Source organism: Enterobacter sp. Li2LvB3 (assembly GCF_056156645.1).
Window position 1 is genome coordinate 108,940 of record NZ_JBSICG010000002.1, and the last position, 18,482, is coordinate 127,421.

Here is an 18,482-nt window from a genome sequence, read left to right on the forward strand (position 1 = left end):
GATTTTATTGATTTAATTCCTCGCTTTCGTACTCCACATCCGAAACCTTAACCTCAAGCTCTAAGCCTGTCGTGTAGCCGTTCCCGTTGAGGTTATGCACCACCCGACTGATTATCCACGCCTGCTCGTCTATAACGCGCTTAAAGCCTTTCACCGCAACCGGCGTTTCGGGAAATAAATCCGCACGGCCAAACGCCAGCGAAATTGAAAACTCTGCGACACCGCGCTGCAGCTTGTCCCACTTAGCCTGAGCGGCGCGCATGGCCTGCGCCTTTGTCGCGTAGATGGTTGTAAGCTCCAGCACGTTATCAGACTCACCGGCCATATACTCACCATCGCGCGCTTCCTGCTCTTTTTTGGCTTTGGCCTTTGCCGTGGTTTTGGCCGCTTTGGGGTGCTGCAGCGCGCGCAGGTGCTGCACCTTCAGTTTTCGCTGCAGCTTCACTTTTTGCTTTTGCGGTTTCGGGTCTTTGGTGTGCAGCCATTTCGCCGTAACGCCGGTGTATGCCTCCCGGTCGGCGATGGCAAACTGATGCCGGTCGCCGTCGCCCCTTTCGACGGTCATTTGCGGGATAGGTTTGCCACTGGCCGTCATCGCGCTACCGGCTTTGAGGAATAGCAGTTTCCCCGCTTTTACTGACACCGTTGCACCGTTGCGGTCAGCCAGACGGGACAAAAACACCGCGTCGGATTCCTGCGTCTGGTCGATGTGAGGGACGGGGATCGCTTTCAGCGTGTCGGCCACGCTGGCCGTCAGTTTGTTGCGCGCCGCGATGGTCTCAACAATGACCCCGAGCGTGGTGTCATGCCATGACTGTTCCCGGCGTGAGTTCAGCGTCCCGCGAAAATCAGCACTGCGCCCCCGGATGGTCAGCGTATCCGGTGCGCCCCGGTGCTCGATTTCATCGACCGTGAAACTCCCCTTATTCAGCAAGGCTGAGCCCTGCCAGCCTAACCACAACGTCAGCTTTGCACCGCGCGGCGGCAGCTCGACCAGCCCGTCGGTATCATCGAGCTCGATATCGAGCTGGTCAGCTTCGAATCCGCGATTGTCCGTCATCGTCAGACCGATAAGCCGGTCGCTGAAATTCTGCGTGATGTCATCGCCATCTAACGTGAGCATAAACGCCGGGGCAATGAGCGCCCCGGCCTGCACTTTCATTCCGGTAATCATCCTGCCAGCCCTCCCAGCCAGTTACCGGCAGACGTCACCAGATTGTCGGCCTGTGTTTTCAGGTCGCCGTAAATAGCGGCGAGTGAGTCATCGACCCGCTTTAGCGACAGGCTAAACTCGATTTTTCTGGCCGCGCCGTCGCTGAATAATTCGCTGTGCGTGTGGGTCACTTTATCGATGACATACATGCCGTGGATCATGCCCGTTCCGTCAATCAGCGGCCACGCCCTGCCCTCATCGGCCATCAGTTCGATAGCCGTCAGCGACAGGCGACCGCCGGTGATTTCAGGGTAAAGCACACCCGACAGCGTGCGTGAGGTTTCCCCCTCCCCGAGAAACTGATAAGCCGGTGGTTTGCCGACGCGGTCGTTTGACGCCCAGCGGTAATCCTTCGAATACTGCATCGACTGATGCGGCAGCGTGCGGCGCTCAAACACGAATAAACCCAGTACCATTAACATGCTTTAGCCCTCATCCGTCATGGCGCATACTTGAACGCTGACGCGCCCTTTTTTTCCGGTCTAATGTCTCGACGGCGTCACTTAGCTGTCGCTCAAGGTCGCTGCCCGGCGCAACGCCACCCTGCAGGGTGATGTGATACTCGCTTTTGCTCTGGTCGACATAAGACCGGCCAGCAGGCGCAGTTACTGGCTGATAGGCCTGATAACCTCCATACGCAGACGTTGCCGGGATATAAGACCCGTTTTGCGCACCGGCTGCTGCACTGGCTTTCGCTGCAGTCTGGTCGAGGTCGCCCGACTCTTTTTTGATAACCCCGAGTTTCTCCAGCAGCCAGCCAACCTTACCGCTCAGGCTGTTAAAGATATTGAGTGGAGCCATCAGGGCATCAGCCAGCGCCTGACCGAACGCCACCCCGACATTTTTGCAGCGGTCGAGCGTTTCCTGCGTTGCCTTAACCGGCGCAATCAGGTCAGTGAACCACTGCCAGACTCCGCGCAATTTTTCGATGACGGAATCAAACACCGGCGCGAGCGGGGCAAAGATATCCGCCACCGGTGCAAAGGCAGCTTTGAGCCCCTCCACCACGCCCGAAAAGAATGCGCTGATGGGTTCCCAGTATTTACGTATCAGGAGCGCACCGGCCACAAATGCTGCAACCACGGCCACAACCGGCCAGGTGATAGCACCGAGGACAGATACAATGGCCGTGCCCATTGCGGCCAGATTTGTTCCAAGAATACCGGCAGCGGCGATAATCATGTTGATACCCGTTACTACCGGCCACGCTATCAGACCAATCCCCCCGAGCACCCCAATCAGCGCCATCCCACCGGCGACAAGGTTAAACAGGGTTTGCGTAAGCTCAGGGTTCGCTTTCGCCCAGGCGGCGACCTTGCCGAGCCACTCAGTCGCGGAAACCGTCAGGCGGCGCAGTGCTGAATCCTCTTTTTCGAAAACCTCAATCTGCAGGTCTTCCCATGCCGACTGCAGGTTTCTCAGGTCGCCGTCGAGGTTATCGGTCTGGATTTTCGCAATACGTTCAGTCGTGCCTTTCGAGTCGCGGATTTGCTGGCGCTTATTATCGAGCGAGCCATCACCGGCAGCGGCGACCAGCTTAATCGCCCCCTTCATGGCTTCCTCGCCAAAAATCACTTTCAGATATTCGCCCTGCTCAGCCGTTCCGAGCTTATTTTTCACGAAGGACTTATGAATATCTTTGAGGATTTTCTCGACCGGCAACATGTTCCCTTTGCTGTCGCGGGTTTTCACGCCCAGCTCTGCAATGGCGTCCACGGCTTTACCCATTGGTGCCTGCAGGCGGTTGAAAATGGCACTCGCCCCCGTACCGGCCATCGAGCCCTTAATCCCGTTATCAGCCAGAATGCCGAGCATGGCGGTCGTGTCTTCAATGCTCGCCCCGGCAGCTTCCGCGATAGGTGCGACATACTTCATCGCCTCGCCCAGCTCGACAAGGCCGGTATTGGATGACGTAAAACCTTTTGTCATCACATCCGCGACGCGCTCAATCTCCGTGGTCGGCAGGTTAAAGGCCGACTGCATATTGGTGATAATGTCGGCGGCTTCAGCGATATCCACGTCAGCCGCGAGGCTCAGGTTTACGGTTGACCCGGTCGCGGCCAGCACGTCATCGGCGTTATAGCCCGAGCGTGCGAGCGTGGTCTGCGTGCGCGCCACGTCACCCGGCGAAAAGGCCGTTGTCGCACCGATATCGCGCGCCTGCTGACGAATGGCCGCGAGCTTGTCATCCCCTTTATCGAGACCGAGGATCGCCTGCGTGCCTGACATCTGTTTATCAAAACCGATGCCCGGCGCAATAAAGCGCGATGCACCATACAGCCCGGCGGTCGCCACCCCGACACCCACCATCCCGGCATTGCGCGCACCGGCGGCGAGCTGTTGCCCGGATTCATAGCGACGTTTAACCGCGCTGAGTCTGGCCTGTTGCTGACTGACGCGCGCCAGCGCATCACGTTGCCGGTTAAGCTGCGCGGTCGTCTCGCTGATACTGGATTTCAGACGGCGCTCATCCGCCGACAATGTGCGGGTGTTAATCCCGGCCTGCGCGAGCTCGGTGCGCTGGCGCTGTACCGACTGCCTGAGCCCGTTAAATTTGAGCTGCAGGTCAGCAGCGGATTTCTTTGCCGCCTCCATCGCGCGCGCCTGCGCATTCGTGGGGTTTTCCGTGTTTTTTAACTGGACGGCCAGCGCTGCGGCCTCCTGTTTCGCTTTGTTAAGCGACTGACCGGTCACGGCAAGCTGTGCGCTCGCTTTCCTGAATCCGTCAATTCGGGACGCCTGCGCATTGAGGTCGCGCAGGCTGGTTTGTGAAGTGCGGATGTCGCCAGCAAGGGATTTGCTGGCGGTCTGGATAGCTTTAAGCGGTCGGCTTGCCCGGTCTACTGCGTTAAGCAGCACCTCAAGTCTGACGTTATTGCTCATGGTGGTTTCCGCTACGCTGCAGCGCCTTGTCGCGCCATGTGATGAGCTCGGTCACGCTCAGGGAATACAGCTCTGATGGCGGCCAGTGAAAAATCACTGCGATATCCGCCATCAGGTCATCGACCGACAGGTTGTCGGGAAATTTCAGCGAGCCGAAGATGGCGACAAAAAACCGACCACCTTACCGGCGAATAAAATCAGGTCTGATGCTTCCAGACGTGTGACTTCATGCTCGGTGAGTGCCGGATAAGTCATGCGCGGCAGCACCTTAATCAGCGCGTCGACATCAGAGTTTGCCAGTGCAGCGAGACTCACACCGCGCAAGGTTCCCGCATTGGGTTTAAACACGGTCACCTGTTCGATTTTTTGCTCACCGCGCATGACGGGATTATCGAGGATCACAATGTTCGGGTTTTCAGTTTCGGTGGTGACAGTTTCGGTGATGTTTTCCATGATGTTGCTCTCTTCAAAGTTGGATGACCGGCCAGCCTGGCTGACCGGTTAAGGGGTTACAGGCCGATGGCCTTACGGTGTTCTGCCAGACGGTCGACGCCGTCGACTTTCAGCACCATGTTGATGACGTCAATCTCGATGACTTCTTTGCCGTCAATCGTGAGCTGGTAGTAAGCGCACTCGGTCGACATTTTGGTCGAGCCGCTTTCCCCCTGTTTATTTTCGCCGCCATCGTACTCTTTGTGACGGCCACGCATGACCACCTCAACGGCGGAAATCGCGCCGGTGTCATCGCGCTGATAAGAGCCGGTGAAACGCAGCGGCACGCTATCCGCTCCCGGTGACGCGTACTGCGCCCACAACTCGACATCAGGCAGACCGCCGAGCGTCCATTCCAGCGACAGCGCATCGTCATCGAGACCGAGGTCAATCGACACCGAGCCCGGCATCCCGCCACCCCGGTATTTTTCGAGCTTACGGGTCAGCTTTGGCAGGGTGACGGATTCAACAACGCCCATATAGCTGAGGCCGTCGTTAAACATATTCAGGTATTTCAGTTTGCGTGGTAGTGCCATGCTCCGGGCTCCTTAGCTGTTAACCGACTCTGACAGGTTCGCCAGATAGGTATCAGTGATGCGCTGGCGCAGGGTCAGGTTTTCCAGCGGCGGGACGGGGGTGTAGTCGTAATCGATATACAGTTTCCCCACTTTCAGCGTTTCCACGCTGTTTGATTCCGGGTCGTACCAGCACGTACCGTCAACGATATAGCCGTTGTTTTTCAGCTCGCGGAATTTGGCATTGATACCGGCGACGATGTCACGGATAAGCGTTGCGGTGACGGGTTTATCCATCGCCCACGCGTGCGCTTCCGCCATCGTGTCGGCCAGCACCTGCGCGGTGCGGGTGTAGTTCTCAAACACGAATAACGGATCGTCTGAGCAGGTGCGGTTGCCCCAGAACTTAAAGCCGTCATTACGGATGAGTGTTGTCACACCGGCCTGATTGAGCAGGTTGGCGTCGGTGGCCTGTTCCTGCAAATCCCATGAGACCGAGGCACTGACGCCGGTGACACCATTCACGCCGACGTTGGACAGCGTTTTGTGCCAGCCGATTGTCTGGTCGATTTTGGCGCGCAGACCGAGCGCGCGGGCAGTCGCCCATGCAATATCGGTTTCATTCGCCGTGGTGTCCCACGCCAGAAAATCAGGGTGAATAACCATCAGCTCACGCTGGCTGAAATTCTCTCGATAGGCCATCGCTTCTGAAATGGTTTTGCAGCCCCACGCACTGACATAGCCAAATGCACGCAGGCTCTGGCAGGTGGAGGCGAGCGCGGTCGCCACTTCCTGAGTATCCAGTCCCGGCACACCGAGAATGCGCGGCTTAACGCCGGTGACGGTTTTAGCGGTTAACAGCGCTTTCAGCCCGGTATATTTGCCGTTTTCGTCGGTCGTGCCGATGATGTTGGAAATGGTTTGTTTTTGCGCCGCCTCCGGGTCTTCCGGGTCTTCGACACCTTCGGGAACACGCACCACCACAAGGACCGGTTTGCACTGGTCAGCGATGGCCTGCAGGGATTTTGCCAGCGTGCCTTTTGTACCGGCTTTCCCGATCGCAGTTTGTATACTGGTAATCAGCACCGGCTCGTTAAGCGGGAATGTCTTTGCGTCAGCATCGCTGGCCGTGCAGACCATGCCGATGATGGCCGTCGAGACCGTGGAAATGGTGCGCGTGCCATCGTTAATCTCGATGACCTCGACGCCGTGATGATAGTCGCCCATCAGTTAAACTCCGTGGTGAAGTGGAGCAACTATTTTCTGTTGTGTGCAGTCTGGTAGCGATTGAATGCCGTTGGTGGAGGGATAACACAACAAACAAAAAGCCCTCCGGATGGAGGGCTCAGGTCAGGCGGGTAATTCAGGCCATTCTATCGATGGCGCAGCGCTGATATCGAGTCGGTTCAGCATGACCCGGTAACGCTTCCAGCGCAAAAGCGTTGCTGCTTCCTCTTCGGTGGCAATCCCAAGTTCGACGGCATCCTGCAATGGTGCAATATTGGCGCTCGCGGTTGCCATCAACACTGTTCGGGCACTTTCCGCCTGGCTGATAAGCTCCGCTTGTGTCGGTTCTGGTGGGTCAGTCAGCACCGGCAGCCCATACTCATCAGGGACGATCAATTTTCCTGTAGCCTGCTTTCCGAGCAGATAGTTAAACCAACGGTCAGAAATCTCTTTCAGGTCATCAGGCCAGTTACCCGCCTGTTGATATTCCGCTTTCATGAAATCAGGGAAAAATCCCTGTTTTGACGCACTGTAAAAAATAGCCATATTAAATCCCCTCCGCAGTCCACGCGAACGCCACCGCGCCGCCGCCTGCAATCTGCAGGTTAAACCCCGTAGTATCCTCGTTGTAATAAGCCAGCGCCGTTCCTGCGCCACTGCTTGCGACTGCATTCAGGTGGATGCTGTAACACTTTGAAGCGAACGCGAACGGAAATGTGATGCGCGCGCCGCCATTTGTGGTACCGACTTTACCGGTCATTCGGATAACATTTGTATCGCCGTTTTTTGTCCAGAGAATATTACCGCTCACTGCGTATGTGTCAGGCTTTCCGTAACTGCCCTTTGGCTGGAATGTGGCATCAGCTAACGTTTTTGTGTAATAGCGCGCATCAAAGTTGGCATAATTAGCCAGAGCCAGCTTATTTATGGTCGCGTCACCCGTTGCGAGATTAATCGCAAAAGGACGCAGGCTGCTGTAACCCCCGTACTGGTCACCTGAGTTAGTCAACATCAAATACAGGTTTGAGCCATCATTGCGCCAGAACGTGCCAAAATTGCCACTTACGATCCTGTAATTATTTTGAGAGGTTGATTGAAACTCTGCTGAGCTACGAAGCGTGCCAGTGATATTCAGGTTTCCGGCAAGCTTAATAAAACGCCCGTCAAAGTTTGCATAATCGCCGGGAATAATTTGCCCTTTCATCTGTAACAGGCCATTCCGGGTATTGATAAACCCGGTCATTCCCGTTTCATCTCCGGCAGAATCTGGCAGCGTGCAATAAAAACCGATACCGTACCATGATTTAAAAATCATATTGGCGCTGGTAAAACCTGCCGCATCGCTACCGGGATAAATCCCTGTCGTGCCACTACGCACATTCAACCCACCGCTGAATGCGACTTCCTTTTTGAACGTTCCGCCATTCTCAGCAGAAACGGCATCGACTTCACTGGCGGTGGGCTTATGGCCTTCATGGTAAATATAACTCCCGCTATATTTCAGTTCGCCATTATTACCAAGCTGAAGATATTTATTAGAAGTGCCGTTCTGGATATAAACGTCCGTATTGCCCACACCAAAGATAATAGACCCCAGCGCGGTTTTGACACCACTGCTCCCCGTCAACCACCCACCGGCAATGGGAAAACGCGTGTTCGCATTATCATTCGCCGCCTTAACCGCTTTCGGTGTTGCTGCAAGCACCTCAGACGTGCTGTCGGTTGCACTGCTGAGCTGGACAATACCCTTTTTCGCCGTGGTGGCGTCCTGAGCCGTATATTTCCCGTCAGCAATATCCCGAACCTCCTTAACCGCTTTCGGTGTCGCTGCGAGCGTCTCAGACGTGCTGTCGGTTGCACTGCTGAGCTGAACAATACCCTTTTTCGCCGTGGTAGCGTCCTGAGCCGTATATTTCCCGTCAGCAATGTCTCGCACCGCCTTAACCGCTTTCGGTGTCGCGGCGAGCGCCTCAGACATGCTGTCGGTTGCACTGCTGAGCTGGACGATACCCTTTTGCGCCGTGGTGGCGTCCTGAGCCGTATATTTCGCTTTTGCAAGGTCGTATGCCGCCTTAACCGCTTTCGGTGTCGCTGCGAGCACCTCAGACGTGCTGTCGATCGCGTTGCTTAACTGCGTGAAACCTTTTGCTGTGAGCGAGGCGTCAGGGTGGCGGCGTGACTGCTCATGCTCCGCGAGCTTATCGTCGACATAGTCCTGTGTGGCCATCACCAGTGTGGTATCAATGGCCAGTTCGACCGACTCGATATCACTCACCATGATGACCATTCGCAGGGTTTGCGCTCGCCCTGACCCTTCCGCCAGTTCTGGCTTGTAGCTTTCGGCCATATTACCGACCGCAATCAGCGTGCCGGTGTCATCATAAAGCCCCATTTCCCGCAGCCAGAAACCGCCGGTTTCCGGGGGAATGACCAGCTCAGCGACAACGTAATTTTTGTTTTTATTGTCCTGGCTGATTTTGTTCAGGGTATGACGCCAGACCTCACGCACCAGTTTTGTCTGGCTGGCATTCGGGGTCGGCAGCGTGCCGCCACCGTCACCGACGGCCATCGCTGTAAAATTCACCTTTTTCCCGTTCGGGACGGTTGCTGCAGCCAGTTTTTCCGCACCGGCTTTGGTGATGACCGTTTTATATTTCACTGTCATTTTTATGCTCACTTATCCGGGGTAAACCGTGATGATGTCGCCGTCATAGGTCAGGGCTCCGGTGTACAGATAGCCCGGAATATCCTGAATAATGGTGAGGCCGATAAGATGGCGGCTGGCTGGCTTTGCATCCGCAATCAGCCGCTCCATTTCGTAATACATTTCCTCGGTGATGCCGGTTTCCAGCACCCCGATATCAAGCCGAAACGTGCCGGGCGGGTCGTCAGCTTCCCACCACTCAGTGACGTTAATCAGGTAGCCAAGCGGCTCCACCACACGGCGCACCGCCCCAATTGTCCCTTTGTGCTCATGGATAAATCGTGCCGCGCGGATCACCTCCCGTTTGGTGGCTTCCGGCCAGTTCTCATCCCACCGGTCGACAGAAAACGCCCACGCCAGCCACGGCAGCAGATTTGCCGGGCAGTCGTCAGCGCTCCAGAGTCGGCGCAGTGGGATAGGTGTTTTTTCAATGTCAGCGCAGGCACGCGCCGCCGCCACCTCAAGCGGCGACGAGCCCACTGGCAACAGACGGGTATCATTCATCGTTACCCCCGATGGTGACGCTGTACTCGCTGCACCATGACGCCTGCGTGTCATCGAGCACGATGTCAGCTACCGGTTCGGCCAGCTCGACACGCTGCACCCCCTCGACATGGAGCGCGGCATAAATGGCTGATTTACGGATATCCCGCCCGAGCCGGTGCTGTGCGGTGATATACGCCTGCAGCTTTGTTTTGGCGGCACTGAGCACCGGCTCACTTTCGGGGCCAGGGTAAAGGTAAAGCGATGCAGTGATTTTATAGTCGATAATACTCGCTGACTGCACGGTCACGCGGTCAGCGACCGGCCTCACGTCCTCATCGTTCAGGGCAGCGCGCACGATGGCGAGCAGCTCGTCAGAGGCCACGCCGTTACTTTCGCGGGACAGCACCGAGACCGTCACACACGCGGGTTCGGGACTGATAACGGAAATATCTGCGACTCGCCCGTCAGCACTGCGACCATGAAACTGATATGCGCCGGTTGAGCCTGCGGTGCTCAGCCCTTCCGGGGCTTGCTGGATGCGCAGGCGATAATCGGTGTCCGACTCCATTTCGGCAGGCGTCGGGGGTAACGTGGTGTCATCTGCAGGGGTAATGACAAGACGCCCGACGCTGGCGTTTGCCCCTAACTGGTCGAGGTCTGCACCGGTGGCATAAGCCAGCATCACCGCGCGCGCGGCCTCGTTGACGCGTTGTCGCCAGATAACTTCCCGATAGGCGTTTTCCTGCAACAGCTTCACAATCGGCTCAGATTCAAGCGTCAGCGTGCGCGCGACCGCGCCCTGCTGGTCTTCGGGATAAAGCGAGACGAGCGTCGCCTTTCGTTCGCCCAGGATGGTTTCATAATCCAGCTCTTCCACGACATCAGGCGCGGCGAGCTGGCTCAGGTCAACAATGGCCATAGCGTTTAACTCAGTGGAATGGTGATGGAAAACGGCTGGCCTGATGTCGATCGCGTGCCGTTGATATCGACATAAAGCCCGCCGTCGGTGTCTGACCGTTCAAAGGTGATGGTTGTCAGGCTGACGCGCGGCTCCCACTTCTGGATCGCGGAATAGCACGCGGCCATAATCTGCAGGCGCAGTGCCGGGGTCTGCGGCTGGTCAATCAGCGCCGATAACAGCGAGCCGTATTCACGGCGCATGACACGCGAGCCAACCGGAGTGACCAGAATGTCGCGCACGCTTTGCCTGATATGCTCAACCTCAGAGATACTGAGCCCCGTCTGGCTGTTCATTCCCAGATAACGCACCGTCATTTCGTCCCCACCGTTCTGTCGTCGCCACTTCTCACACCGCCGTGGTCGTGGTCATCCACCTGCACCCCGTTCGAGGTCAGTTTCCCGCCGTTGTGAGAGATATTCCCTTTCATCGTTCCGCCCTTCTGCACTTCGAGCGAGCCGGTTATTAGCTTGTTGGTGCACACCACCTCGGGTGTGTCGAGCGTGATGCGGGTTGCCGCTTTCACCAGTACCACCGGCACGGTGGCCGTAATGGCGTCGGACGCGGTCACGTCGGCAGTTTTGATACCGGAAACAGTCAGCGAGCTGGTTTCAGGCTCATACTCAATGACCGCACCGTCAGGAAAGGCAACGTGAAGCGCATCAAGTGAGGCCGATGGCGCGGGATGGTCATCCGAGAAAATGCCCGGCAATACAAAGGCCGTGTCGAGCTCACCGCCAATAGCAAGGATTAGCACCTGCTCACCGACCGAGGGAGCCCACCACACCCGCGAGCGACCGGCGCGAGAGGTGAGCCAGTTTAACCAGGTGGTTTTCATGCCGCCGGTCTGGACACGGCAAAGCCCCCCGACGGTGTCAACGTCGGTCACAATGCCGGTGCGGATGAGGTTGCGTAAAATACGCATCACTTCATTAAGTTGAGTATTCATACACACATCATGTATTTTAAAAAAAACGAATTGAACTTCGTTAGTTTTGCTCACCAACGTCACAACAAAACTTCCACAGGCGCGAATAATGACTACACCGTTCTTTTCTTCATCCGAAATTAGAAACTTAATGCTCCAATACTCCAACGCACTTAAAATGCTCTCAGGGTTGAGTGAGTTTCAACGAGATAGAAACGAGTTAATCATCAGAATATTTAATGTTTTCATGGAAAAACCTGATGAATGGGATGATAGGGCAAGTTTTAACATTGAAATGATTGGCAGTGTTTTTGAACGCGAACTCGATGATAAATCGATGGCTGAAGAGGAAATCAACATTGTTTTCTCCACTTGCTTTAGGTTTTGCTTAGAGCCCACGTCATTTTCATCAACTGTACACCCCTCATACGATATAATAAAAACCATAAAAGACTTTGGGATATATAGATATCATGAATTTGATGAAAGAAGTCGTGCCCAGATCGATTATGCGTTAAGAGAAATGCCAATTAGTATAGTGAAAAATTTCTTTGACAGCGAGGACGTGAAAACATTCAAACAATTCAATGAACAAGTGAATGAAGCAAAAAAATTCTCTTCTCAATGGAAGGATTACATTAAAGAAAAAGAAGCCAAAATTGACGACATTAAATTAACACTAAAAAACTATGAAAGCGCCTTTAACTTTGTTGGTCTTTATGATGGGTTTAATTCACTATGGAAACAAAAAAAAAGCGAACTGTCCTTATCAAAATGGCTTTTATTTTTCTTAGCAATCATAATTCCAACTCCACTCATAGTTGAAACCTTACTTTTAAAAAGCGCCGGGGATAGCTTAAGCACTCTATCTCAAGCCTTGTCTCTGATACCATTAATATCGCTCACACTCATCTTTATATATTACTTTAGAGTCGCATTACAAAATAACTCATCACTAAGGACGCAGATCTTGCAGTTAGAATTGCGCAGAAGCCTATGCCAATTCATCCAAAGTTATGCTGATTACTCAAAAGGTGTAAGAGAAGGTAATCCTGGGGCTCTATCAAAATTTGAAGATGTTGTATTTTCGAATATAATGCCATCTGAGGAAAAAATCCCATCAACATTTGATGGCATCGAGCAAATAGCCTCCTTAATAAATGCAATAAAGCCAAAATAGCAAATCCAATGATGAATTACCTTTAAATCACACTCATCAAAACCCACCGCTAGAATATGTTTTGAGTTTAAACGCCGCTGCCCCACTACAGCGGCGTTCGCACGCTTTGGATAAATAACGGAAAAATTAGCCTCTTAGATGTTTAATAACCATTATCTCGACTAACTGTTTATCTTCCCGACTAAACCCCAACAATTGCCGCTCAGGATACTGCACGTCCTGAGCGTGCTCGTTTGGCCGGTCTTTGAGGCCGTACTGATGGACACGCGCGATGCGCTGCACTTTGCCCGTAAATTCCACCACCGCGCTATTTTCACGGCCACTGGCTTTCATGTACCGGCTTGTGCGCAGCGTCTGAAACATCGCCCTTTTGATTCGCCCGGTCTTTGCCCTGAGCGGCTGGCGTTTTCGCGCCTTATACGGTGAACCGTCGGGTGCTTTTTGCTGTTTTATTCGTTGCTGTTGCGACTTGCGCAGCTCCTTCGCAATCTCACCGGCAAGCCGTCGGCGCCCTGCAGGTGACAGGGCGGCAAGTAGCCCGGCGAGCTGGCCGTCAAAGGGCTTAAAGTCACTCATCCCATTTACTCACCAGTTCGCCGTTGATATAGAGCTCTTTTGGTCGGGTAACAGGCTCAGGCAATGGCGGCTCAGGGGCATAGCTCACATGCAGCGCGCCGTTTTCCTCCTGGATGAGGGTGCGCTCGGTGAGCTGCAGGCTGATACTGATGTCGACACTGTCCCCGTCGTTTAAATCCATCTGGAAACGGTAGCCCTTCTTTCGTCCGTCATCGAGCGTGCAGATATCCGGCTGGTTTTCCCTGAGCCATGCGGCCACCGGCACGAATATCAAATCCGGGTCGCCGACAAAGTCACACACGATCACATTCAGGGTGTAAATCTTTTCGTGTGACAGCGAGGCCGCGAGACGCGCGTCGATATTCCCCTCATCGGCAAAGATGCGCATCATTTCGGGATTAGTTTTTAACTGCGGGACGGCGTCAGTCAACGCTTCGCGCAGGCTGTGAGCTTTCTTCATCGAGTTTATCCTGACAGTCTTTGACGGTTTCAACCTGCAGCGCGCAGGCGGTGAGCGCGTGCTCAAGCCTACGGATGTCTGCACTCAGGTCGCCATTAGTGGCCGGTTCGCTTTCCGGCATCGGGCAATAGCTCACCTTCGGGCAGGCGCTGTACACAATGACCGGCGGAGGCGCAACCGGCGCGGGTGTGCAGCCTGCGCACAACATCAGGCAAATGAGCGCCATACCACCGGCGCAGCTCTTCATTTTCATTTAACAGCCTCGTTATGGTCTCTTCACGCCGCACGGCCATCGCACCGGCGGCAATCAGTTCCCCGCGTAAACTGACCTGCGCGGTTTCATTTCGCCTGGCAATTCCCTGCGACACGGAAAGCTGATTTTTCAGCATTCCGATCGCGGTTTTTTGTTCGGTGGCGACCTTGTTCGCCCGTTCAAAAGAGCGCGTCAGGTTGCCGTTCTCGTGGCGTTGCCACAGCACAACCGCAATCAGTGCGGCCACTAAAAACAACGTCACTTTCATGGAATGCCCCTGATGCAGTAAGCACGCTCACGCGCGCGTCGGTTTTCCAGCCCTTTGTTAACAGAGCCGTTCACATAAACCCATCGGGTGAGCTGGTCGCACGCCTGCCACCATTGCTGGCGTTTGATATACGAGACCAGCGTCGACCGGCAGGCCGCGCCGGTTCCCACGTTGAATGAGAAACTGACCAGCGTGTCGTAAATGCGCTGCGGCATTTCCACCGGCACGCAGACAGCCAGACGCCTCTCGACGTTCAGCACATCCGCGACGAGGTTCGCCGCCGCCTGACGCTCGGTGATTTCCCCTTTCGGTACGACCCCGGCAGTGTGGCCGATGCCTGACGTCCACACTCCCGCGCTGCACTGGTAAGGTGTCAGGCGACATCCTTCGAGGTCGGCAATCAGCGCCAGCCCCTCGGGCGAGGTGTTAAGCAGACGAAAGTCAGGCATCAACACCGCCAGCGCCAGCACTGCGGCCACACTGCATCGTTTAATGATTGAGCCCACGAATTGCCCCCTTATCGAGTCCGAGTGATGTCAGATAGCGATAGGTTTTTCGTTTAAACCAGTAATTCGTCAGCGCGGTAAAAATGGCGCATCCGACCCCCACATAAAGCGCCACCTTTTCGGGTGACATCGCCCCGAAATAGGCCACCGCAACGGCCAGCCAGTAGGCGATAAAGGTGGTGATTTTCTCCATACTCAGTCCCATAGATTCACCGTTTCAGTTCTGGCCGCGCTGTCGGCCTCGGGCAGTTCAACCGCCGTACCATGCGGCAGGATCACGCCGAGCTCAGACAGGCCGGGATTCGCTTCCAGCACGGTTTCGAGCACACCCTCACTGCGCCCGTAGTACCGCGCGCAAATCGCGTCGAGGGTGTCCCCCTGCAGCGCATAGGCTTTCATCAGATTTGTCCCACAATGCAGCGCGCCTTGTCCTGGATGCGCGCAACTGACCAGCGCATATCCCGCCACATCTCATCGATAGTGCTGTCGATGCTGTCGGCCTTTTTATCGCCTTTAGCGGTCGCATCCACACCGCGAAAACGCTCATAAAGCGTGGCCGTCGTCATCGAGCACACGGCATTGAAATAGTGGAAAACCCGCACGCTCTCGCCGTCGAGCTCGTCGGTCGGGACATCAGCCAGCGTGGCATAACCGGCATCGAGCTGACGCTCGCGCCACTCGCCCAGCTCCGCGTTAGTCTCCGCGATGGCGGTTTTAATCGCCCGGCGCAGGCGCACAGGGGAAACGGTCTGCTCAAGGCGCATTTCTTCCCGCACGCGCTTCGGATCAACATCAGGGTAAAACGGGGTGTTTTTGATTACCGGCTCGCTCACACCCGGCGGCGGTATCACCACGCCCGGCACATCCTGCGGCTCTTTGTTTTGCTCAATAATCAGCGTCGTCATGACAACCTCGGGTAATAGGTGGGCGGTGGACGCCGGTCGCAGTCAGGGCAATTGATACCCGCATTGACCGGCGTGCCGCCCGGCTCGGGGAGCGCTCGGTTAACCTGCGGCTTTTGCCGCCTTTGGTGGACGCCCGCGCCGTGTCGCCGGTTTAGCAGCAGCTTTGCGCGTGCGTGGTTGAGTCGTTTTGGTTTTCGGTGCAGGTTCGGGTTTTGGCCTGAGCTGGCGCTCTAACTGCTCAATGTCTTTTTTCACCCCAATGCTGCGCTCTAACTGGATCGCACGCTGCAGGTGCGCCAGTGCCTCGGGCAGTTGCTCCGCGTCGCGCAGCACATACCCGGTGATTTTGTGCAACTTCGCACGCACTATATCGGGCATATCTGCACGCTCAGTCAGCGCGAGGGTGTCGAGCAGGTTCGCCAGTTCAACCGGCCGCTTTGCATCGCGCAGGCGCTGCGCAGCGAGTGCCACCTCTTCGGCCAGCAGATACGGCGTCGGACGTCGCCCGGTCGGCATGGTCATGCCATAGGTCATCGCGTAACGGGCAATCTCCAGCGCCCCGGTGATGTCGTTGGCATCGAGACGCCACAGCATGACTGTCATCACGATGTCATCCTGCGCCCCCTTGCCGTTTTCGAGGACGCCAGCCACCCACGGCAGATAGAACGGCAGCAGCTCGCGCTTTTTGTCGGCCTTATTCTCGTTTGAGCGGATTTGTTTTAGTGTGCGACAGTCTGCGGCCAGCTTAACCAGCATCTGCTCATAAGCAGTTGCATTGCGCAGCGGCGAAGCAACCCGCCGCGCAGTTTCAGAGGCCGAGACCCGCATCATGTGACGCGCTGCGGGACTCGTCATGGCTTACTCTCCGCTTTCCGGTGCTGCAGGGGCGGTGAAGTCACCGAGCGCGATATTTTCAATCAGGCAACCGGCGGCGTAAGCCTCGACCACATAGTCAACATTCATTGACTCGTAGTTTTCGACGCGGTCTTTCTTCGGGTTTTCGATGATGCTGCGACGGTGCGCGTCATCCATGAAGTAGATAGACAGGTTGTCGAGACGCGTCACCATCAGCGCATTAGCCGGGAAGTAAGGCACGCGCACGGCTGGCAGGTTGCCGATGCGCTTCTGGCTGATGATGATGTCAGCGGCCAGCGACTCGGTGTTTGCCTGCTCCTGGTTGACGATAGGGAAATACTTATCCGCCATCAGCTTACGGCCAGTGATAACAACCAGCTCCGGGTCATCCTGATAAATCTCGTCAATCAGGTTTCCGGTGGCATCCATGACCAGCGCGTCGAGGTTCGCATAATCACCGTTTTTGCCCACGCGGATCACATCGGAAATAACAGCACCTTCCTCGTCGGTGATTTTTGACATCACGCGCGCTGGCGCTTCATTGCGATACTTCTGCAGCCAGCCCACCGTAACATCCTGCAGCATAGGGTTTTTCGCACGGTCGGACGTATCAGCACGCTTAGTACCGTTGAAACCGGCCATGATGAAATCGAGCGACTGACGCTTGATAATCGCGTCACGGATACGAGTCTGGAAGTCCTGGAAGCGCGCCCACAGGTCAAGCTGTTTGTAGCGGATATGGAAGTCAAAGTTAACCTGCGCGCACTCGTACTTGTTGGACTCCAGCGCGGTGAAGTCAGCGGTTTTACGCTCATCATCACCGGCGGTGTCGGCGGTACTCGCAATTGTACCGTTAACACCTACCCCGACTTTTTCGCCTTTCAGCTCGTCGACCGGCACGATGTTAACTTTGGTCAGAAACGCGGATGACATCTGCAGGGTGTTCATCAGAGTTTGCGTGACCGACGGCTCGACGGTGAATTTTTTCGCCACGTCGTCGGTGTCGACGCCGTTCAGTTCCGCGACGCGGGACAGGTAGGCATTGAATTTGAAACGGGTATCTTTACGCATGGTTATTCCTGTTTTCTAAAAAGGGAGTTCAGGCCGGGCAGCGCGCCCGGCGCTTTATCAGCAGTTGGTCAGCAGCTCGTCGCCCGTACCACCTTTGGAAAGCTCGCGGCGCGGCTGGCGCTGGCTTTCGGTGTTATCGAGGGAGCTTTTGAGGGAGATAAACGCCTGTGCGCTTTCTTCGTTCGCCTGCTTAAGCTGCGCAAGCTCGGTCTCCAGCCCGGTGACGCGCTGGTCGGTGGCAGTAAGATTGGTTTGCACCAGCTCGGTGACGGTGGTCACCGCTTCATGCACATCAGCTAAACGCGCGTCATCGCTGGCCTGCTTACGGCTGAAAATGGCTTTGACCTTGTCGGTCAGGCTGTTGAACATGGTGTCGGGAACATCCTCAAATTCCAGCTCAGCCAGTGAGGCCACAGAAAAGAGGTCGTCAGGGTGGGCTTTTTTACCGGCGAGCGGGTTCTGCGTGGCACGGCTGCAGAATTCGAGATATTCAGTGCCGAGACTTGCCGGATCATCGGTAACAGCAAGGCCAACGAGGTAACATTTGCCGCTGTTGGCAAAGTTCGGGCGGATCTCCATTGAGGTGTAAACCTTCTGACCAGCTTTCACCATACTGACCAGTTCATCGAGCGGTGCGATTTTGCCAAACAGCGCTTTTTTGCCGTTTAGTGCAGAGTCATCGCTGATGATTTCGACTTTCACTTCGGTCACGTCGCCATAACGTTTGAGCACGCTGTCGGGCAGGATGCCGCGCAGATGTTCGAGGTTAATGCGACAGCCATAAACGCGCGGGTCGAACGTGTCGGCCATATCCTGAATATCATCGCCACTGATGACACGGCCATCGCAGGTGTCACCCTCGACGCCGATGCGAAACCATTTAGAAACTTTCTTTGCCATTGTTCAGGTGTCCTGATGTTGGGTTTTCGGGTCGGGGTTAGTTTCCCGACTCAGCCCCGCATCAGCCACCGGTTACAGAAGTGCAACCCCTGACACAACAGG

Annotated in this window: 25 protein-coding genes; 1 reads left to right on the forward strand and 24 read right to left on the reverse strand. The window is 55.5% G+C overall.

Going from position 1 to position 18,482, the window contains the following annotated elements:
* Positions 1-4: 4 nt before the first annotated feature.
* The 13 genes from ACS603_RS02060 to ACS603_RS02120 form a co-directional block, all read right to left on the reverse strand.
* On the reverse strand, positions 5-1,174 hold the full coding sequence (locus ACS603_RS02060; protein ID WP_474943660.1) for a phage late control D family protein: 1,170 nt from the start codon (positions 1,172-1,174) through the stop codon (positions 5-7).
* Entirely contained in the window at positions 1,171-1,635 is a 465-nt protein-coding gene (locus ACS603_RS02065; RefSeq protein ID WP_266071690.1) for a phage tail protein, read from the reverse strand. The genes ACS603_RS02060 and ACS603_RS02065 overlap by 4 nt, the downstream gene beginning before the upstream one ends.
* 10 nt (positions 1,636-1,645) lie before the next feature.
* Positions 1,646-4,096 (reverse strand): phage tail tape measure protein, encoded by a 2,451-nt coding sequence (locus ACS603_RS02070; protein ID WP_474943661.1) that lies wholly within the window; start codon positions 4,094-4,096, stop codon positions 1,646-1,648.
* Positions 4,086-4,208, reverse strand: a complete 123-nt coding sequence (locus tag ACS603_RS02075) for a GpE family phage tail protein (RefSeq protein WP_006175769.1) — start codon at positions 4,206-4,208, stop codon at positions 4,086-4,088. The genes ACS603_RS02070 and ACS603_RS02075 overlap by 11 nt, the downstream gene beginning before the upstream one ends.
* A 32-nt stretch (positions 4,209-4,240) precedes the next feature.
* The gene (locus ACS603_RS02080) at positions 4,241-4,549 is read right to left on the reverse strand and encodes a phage tail assembly protein (RefSeq protein WP_394119391.1); all 309 of its coding nucleotides are present in this window, start codon (positions 4,547-4,549) and stop codon (positions 4,241-4,243) included.
* A gap of 56 nt (positions 4,550-4,605) precedes the next feature.
* A complete protein-coding gene (locus ACS603_RS02085; RefSeq protein WP_166715563.1) occupies positions 4,606-5,124 on the reverse strand; it encodes a phage major tail tube protein in 519 nt (172 codons plus the stop codon).
* A 12-nt stretch (positions 5,125-5,136) separates the two neighbouring features.
* On the reverse strand, positions 5,137-6,330 hold the full coding sequence (locus ACS603_RS02090) for a phage tail sheath protein (RefSeq protein ID WP_474943662.1): 1,194 nt from the start codon (positions 6,328-6,330) through the stop codon (positions 5,137-5,139).
* Between the two features lie 123 nt (positions 6,331-6,453).
* A complete protein-coding gene (locus ACS603_RS02095; protein ID WP_474943663.1) occupies positions 6,454-6,876 on the reverse strand; it encodes a tail fiber assembly protein in 423 nt (140 codons plus the stop codon).
* A gap of 1 nt (position 6,877) precedes the next feature.
* A complete protein-coding gene (locus ACS603_RS02100; RefSeq protein WP_474943664.1) occupies positions 6,878-8,995 on the reverse strand; it encodes a tail fiber protein in 2,118 nt (705 codons plus the stop codon).
* Positions 8,996-9,007: 12 nt separating this feature from the next.
* Complete coding sequence (locus tag ACS603_RS02105; protein WP_474943665.1) at positions 9,008-9,538, reverse strand: phage tail protein I; 531 nt, start codon at positions 9,536-9,538, stop codon at positions 9,008-9,010.
* Positions 9,531-10,439, reverse strand: a complete 909-nt coding sequence (locus ACS603_RS02110) for a baseplate assembly protein (protein ID WP_474943666.1) — start codon at positions 10,437-10,439, stop codon at positions 9,531-9,533. Before ACS603_RS02110 ends, ACS603_RS02105 begins: the two co-directional genes overlap by 8 nt.
* Positions 10,440-10,444: 5 nt before the next feature.
* The gene (locus ACS603_RS02115) at positions 10,445-10,795 is read right to left on the reverse strand and encodes a GPW/gp25 family protein (protein ID WP_474943667.1); all 351 of its coding nucleotides are present in this window, start codon (positions 10,793-10,795) and stop codon (positions 10,445-10,447) included.
* Positions 10,792-11,427 carry a phage baseplate assembly protein V gene (locus ACS603_RS02120; protein ID WP_474943668.1) on the reverse strand — a complete coding sequence of 212 codons (636 nt, stop codon included), beginning with the start codon at positions 11,425-11,427 and terminating at the stop codon, positions 10,792-10,794. Before ACS603_RS02120 ends, ACS603_RS02115 begins: the two co-directional genes overlap by 4 nt.
* 88 nt (positions 11,428-11,515) lie before the next feature.
* Between ACS603_RS02120 and ACS603_RS02125 the strand changes: the two genes are divergently transcribed.
* Positions 11,516-12,586 (forward strand): hypothetical protein, encoded by a 1,071-nt coding sequence (locus ACS603_RS02125; protein ID WP_474943669.1) that lies wholly within the window; start codon positions 11,516-11,518, stop codon positions 12,584-12,586.
* 126 nt (positions 12,587-12,712) lie between these two features.
* Here the strand turns inward: ACS603_RS02125 and ACS603_RS02130 are convergent, their stop codons facing one another.
* The 11 genes from ACS603_RS02130 to ACS603_RS02180 form a co-directional block, all read right to left on the reverse strand.
* A complete protein-coding gene (locus ACS603_RS02130) occupies positions 12,713-13,162 on the reverse strand; it encodes a phage virion morphogenesis protein (RefSeq protein WP_474943670.1) in 450 nt (149 codons plus the stop codon).
* Positions 13,155-13,622, reverse strand: coding sequence for a phage tail protein (locus ACS603_RS02135; RefSeq protein WP_474943671.1), 468 nt, complete (start codon positions 13,620-13,622; stop codon positions 13,155-13,157). The genes ACS603_RS02130 and ACS603_RS02135 overlap by 8 nt, the downstream gene beginning before the upstream one ends.
* Positions 13,585-13,830, reverse strand: coding sequence for an Rz1-like lysis system protein LysC (gene lysC / locus ACS603_RS02140; RefSeq protein ID WP_474943672.1), 246 nt, complete (start codon positions 13,828-13,830; stop codon positions 13,585-13,587). Before lysC ends, ACS603_RS02135 begins: the two co-directional genes overlap by 38 nt.
* Positions 13,718-14,143: an Rz-like lysis system protein LysB gene (lysB, locus tag ACS603_RS02145; protein WP_474943673.1), complete on the reverse strand. Its 426-nt coding sequence runs from the start codon at positions 14,141-14,143 to the stop codon at positions 13,718-13,720. The genes lysC and lysB overlap by 113 nt, the downstream gene beginning before the upstream one ends.
* A complete protein-coding gene (locus ACS603_RS02150; protein WP_474943674.1) occupies positions 14,140-14,649 on the reverse strand; it encodes a lysozyme in 510 nt (169 codons plus the stop codon). Before ACS603_RS02150 ends, lysB begins: the two co-directional genes overlap by 4 nt.
* Positions 14,633-14,854 (reverse strand): phage holin family protein, encoded by a 222-nt coding sequence (locus ACS603_RS02155; protein WP_474943675.1) that lies wholly within the window; start codon positions 14,852-14,854, stop codon positions 14,633-14,635. Before ACS603_RS02155 ends, ACS603_RS02150 begins: the two co-directional genes overlap by 17 nt.
* The gene (locus tag ACS603_RS02160) at positions 14,845-15,048 is read right to left on the reverse strand and encodes a tail protein X (RefSeq protein WP_474943676.1); all 204 of its coding nucleotides are present in this window, start codon (positions 15,046-15,048) and stop codon (positions 14,845-14,847) included. The genes ACS603_RS02155 and ACS603_RS02160 overlap by 10 nt, the downstream gene beginning before the upstream one ends.
* Entirely contained in the window at positions 15,048-15,554 is a 507-nt protein-coding gene (locus ACS603_RS02165) for a head completion/stabilization protein (RefSeq protein ID WP_156240060.1), read from the reverse strand. Before ACS603_RS02165 ends, ACS603_RS02160 begins: the two co-directional genes overlap by 1 nt.
* Before the next feature lie 99 nt (positions 15,555-15,653).
* Positions 15,654-16,409, reverse strand: a complete 756-nt coding sequence (locus ACS603_RS02170; RefSeq protein ID WP_474943677.1) for a phage terminase small subunit — start codon at positions 16,407-16,409, stop codon at positions 15,654-15,656.
* Between the two features lie 3 nt (positions 16,410-16,412).
* Positions 16,413-17,480 (reverse strand): phage major capsid protein, P2 family, encoded by a 1,068-nt coding sequence (locus tag ACS603_RS02175; RefSeq protein WP_474943678.1) that lies wholly within the window; start codon positions 17,478-17,480, stop codon positions 16,413-16,415.
* Positions 17,481-17,537: 57 nt separating this feature from the next.
* Complete coding sequence (locus tag ACS603_RS02180) at positions 17,538-18,380, reverse strand: GPO family capsid scaffolding protein (RefSeq protein WP_447222530.1); 843 nt, start codon at positions 18,378-18,380, stop codon at positions 17,538-17,540.
* Positions 18,381-18,482: the final 102 nt, after the last annotated feature.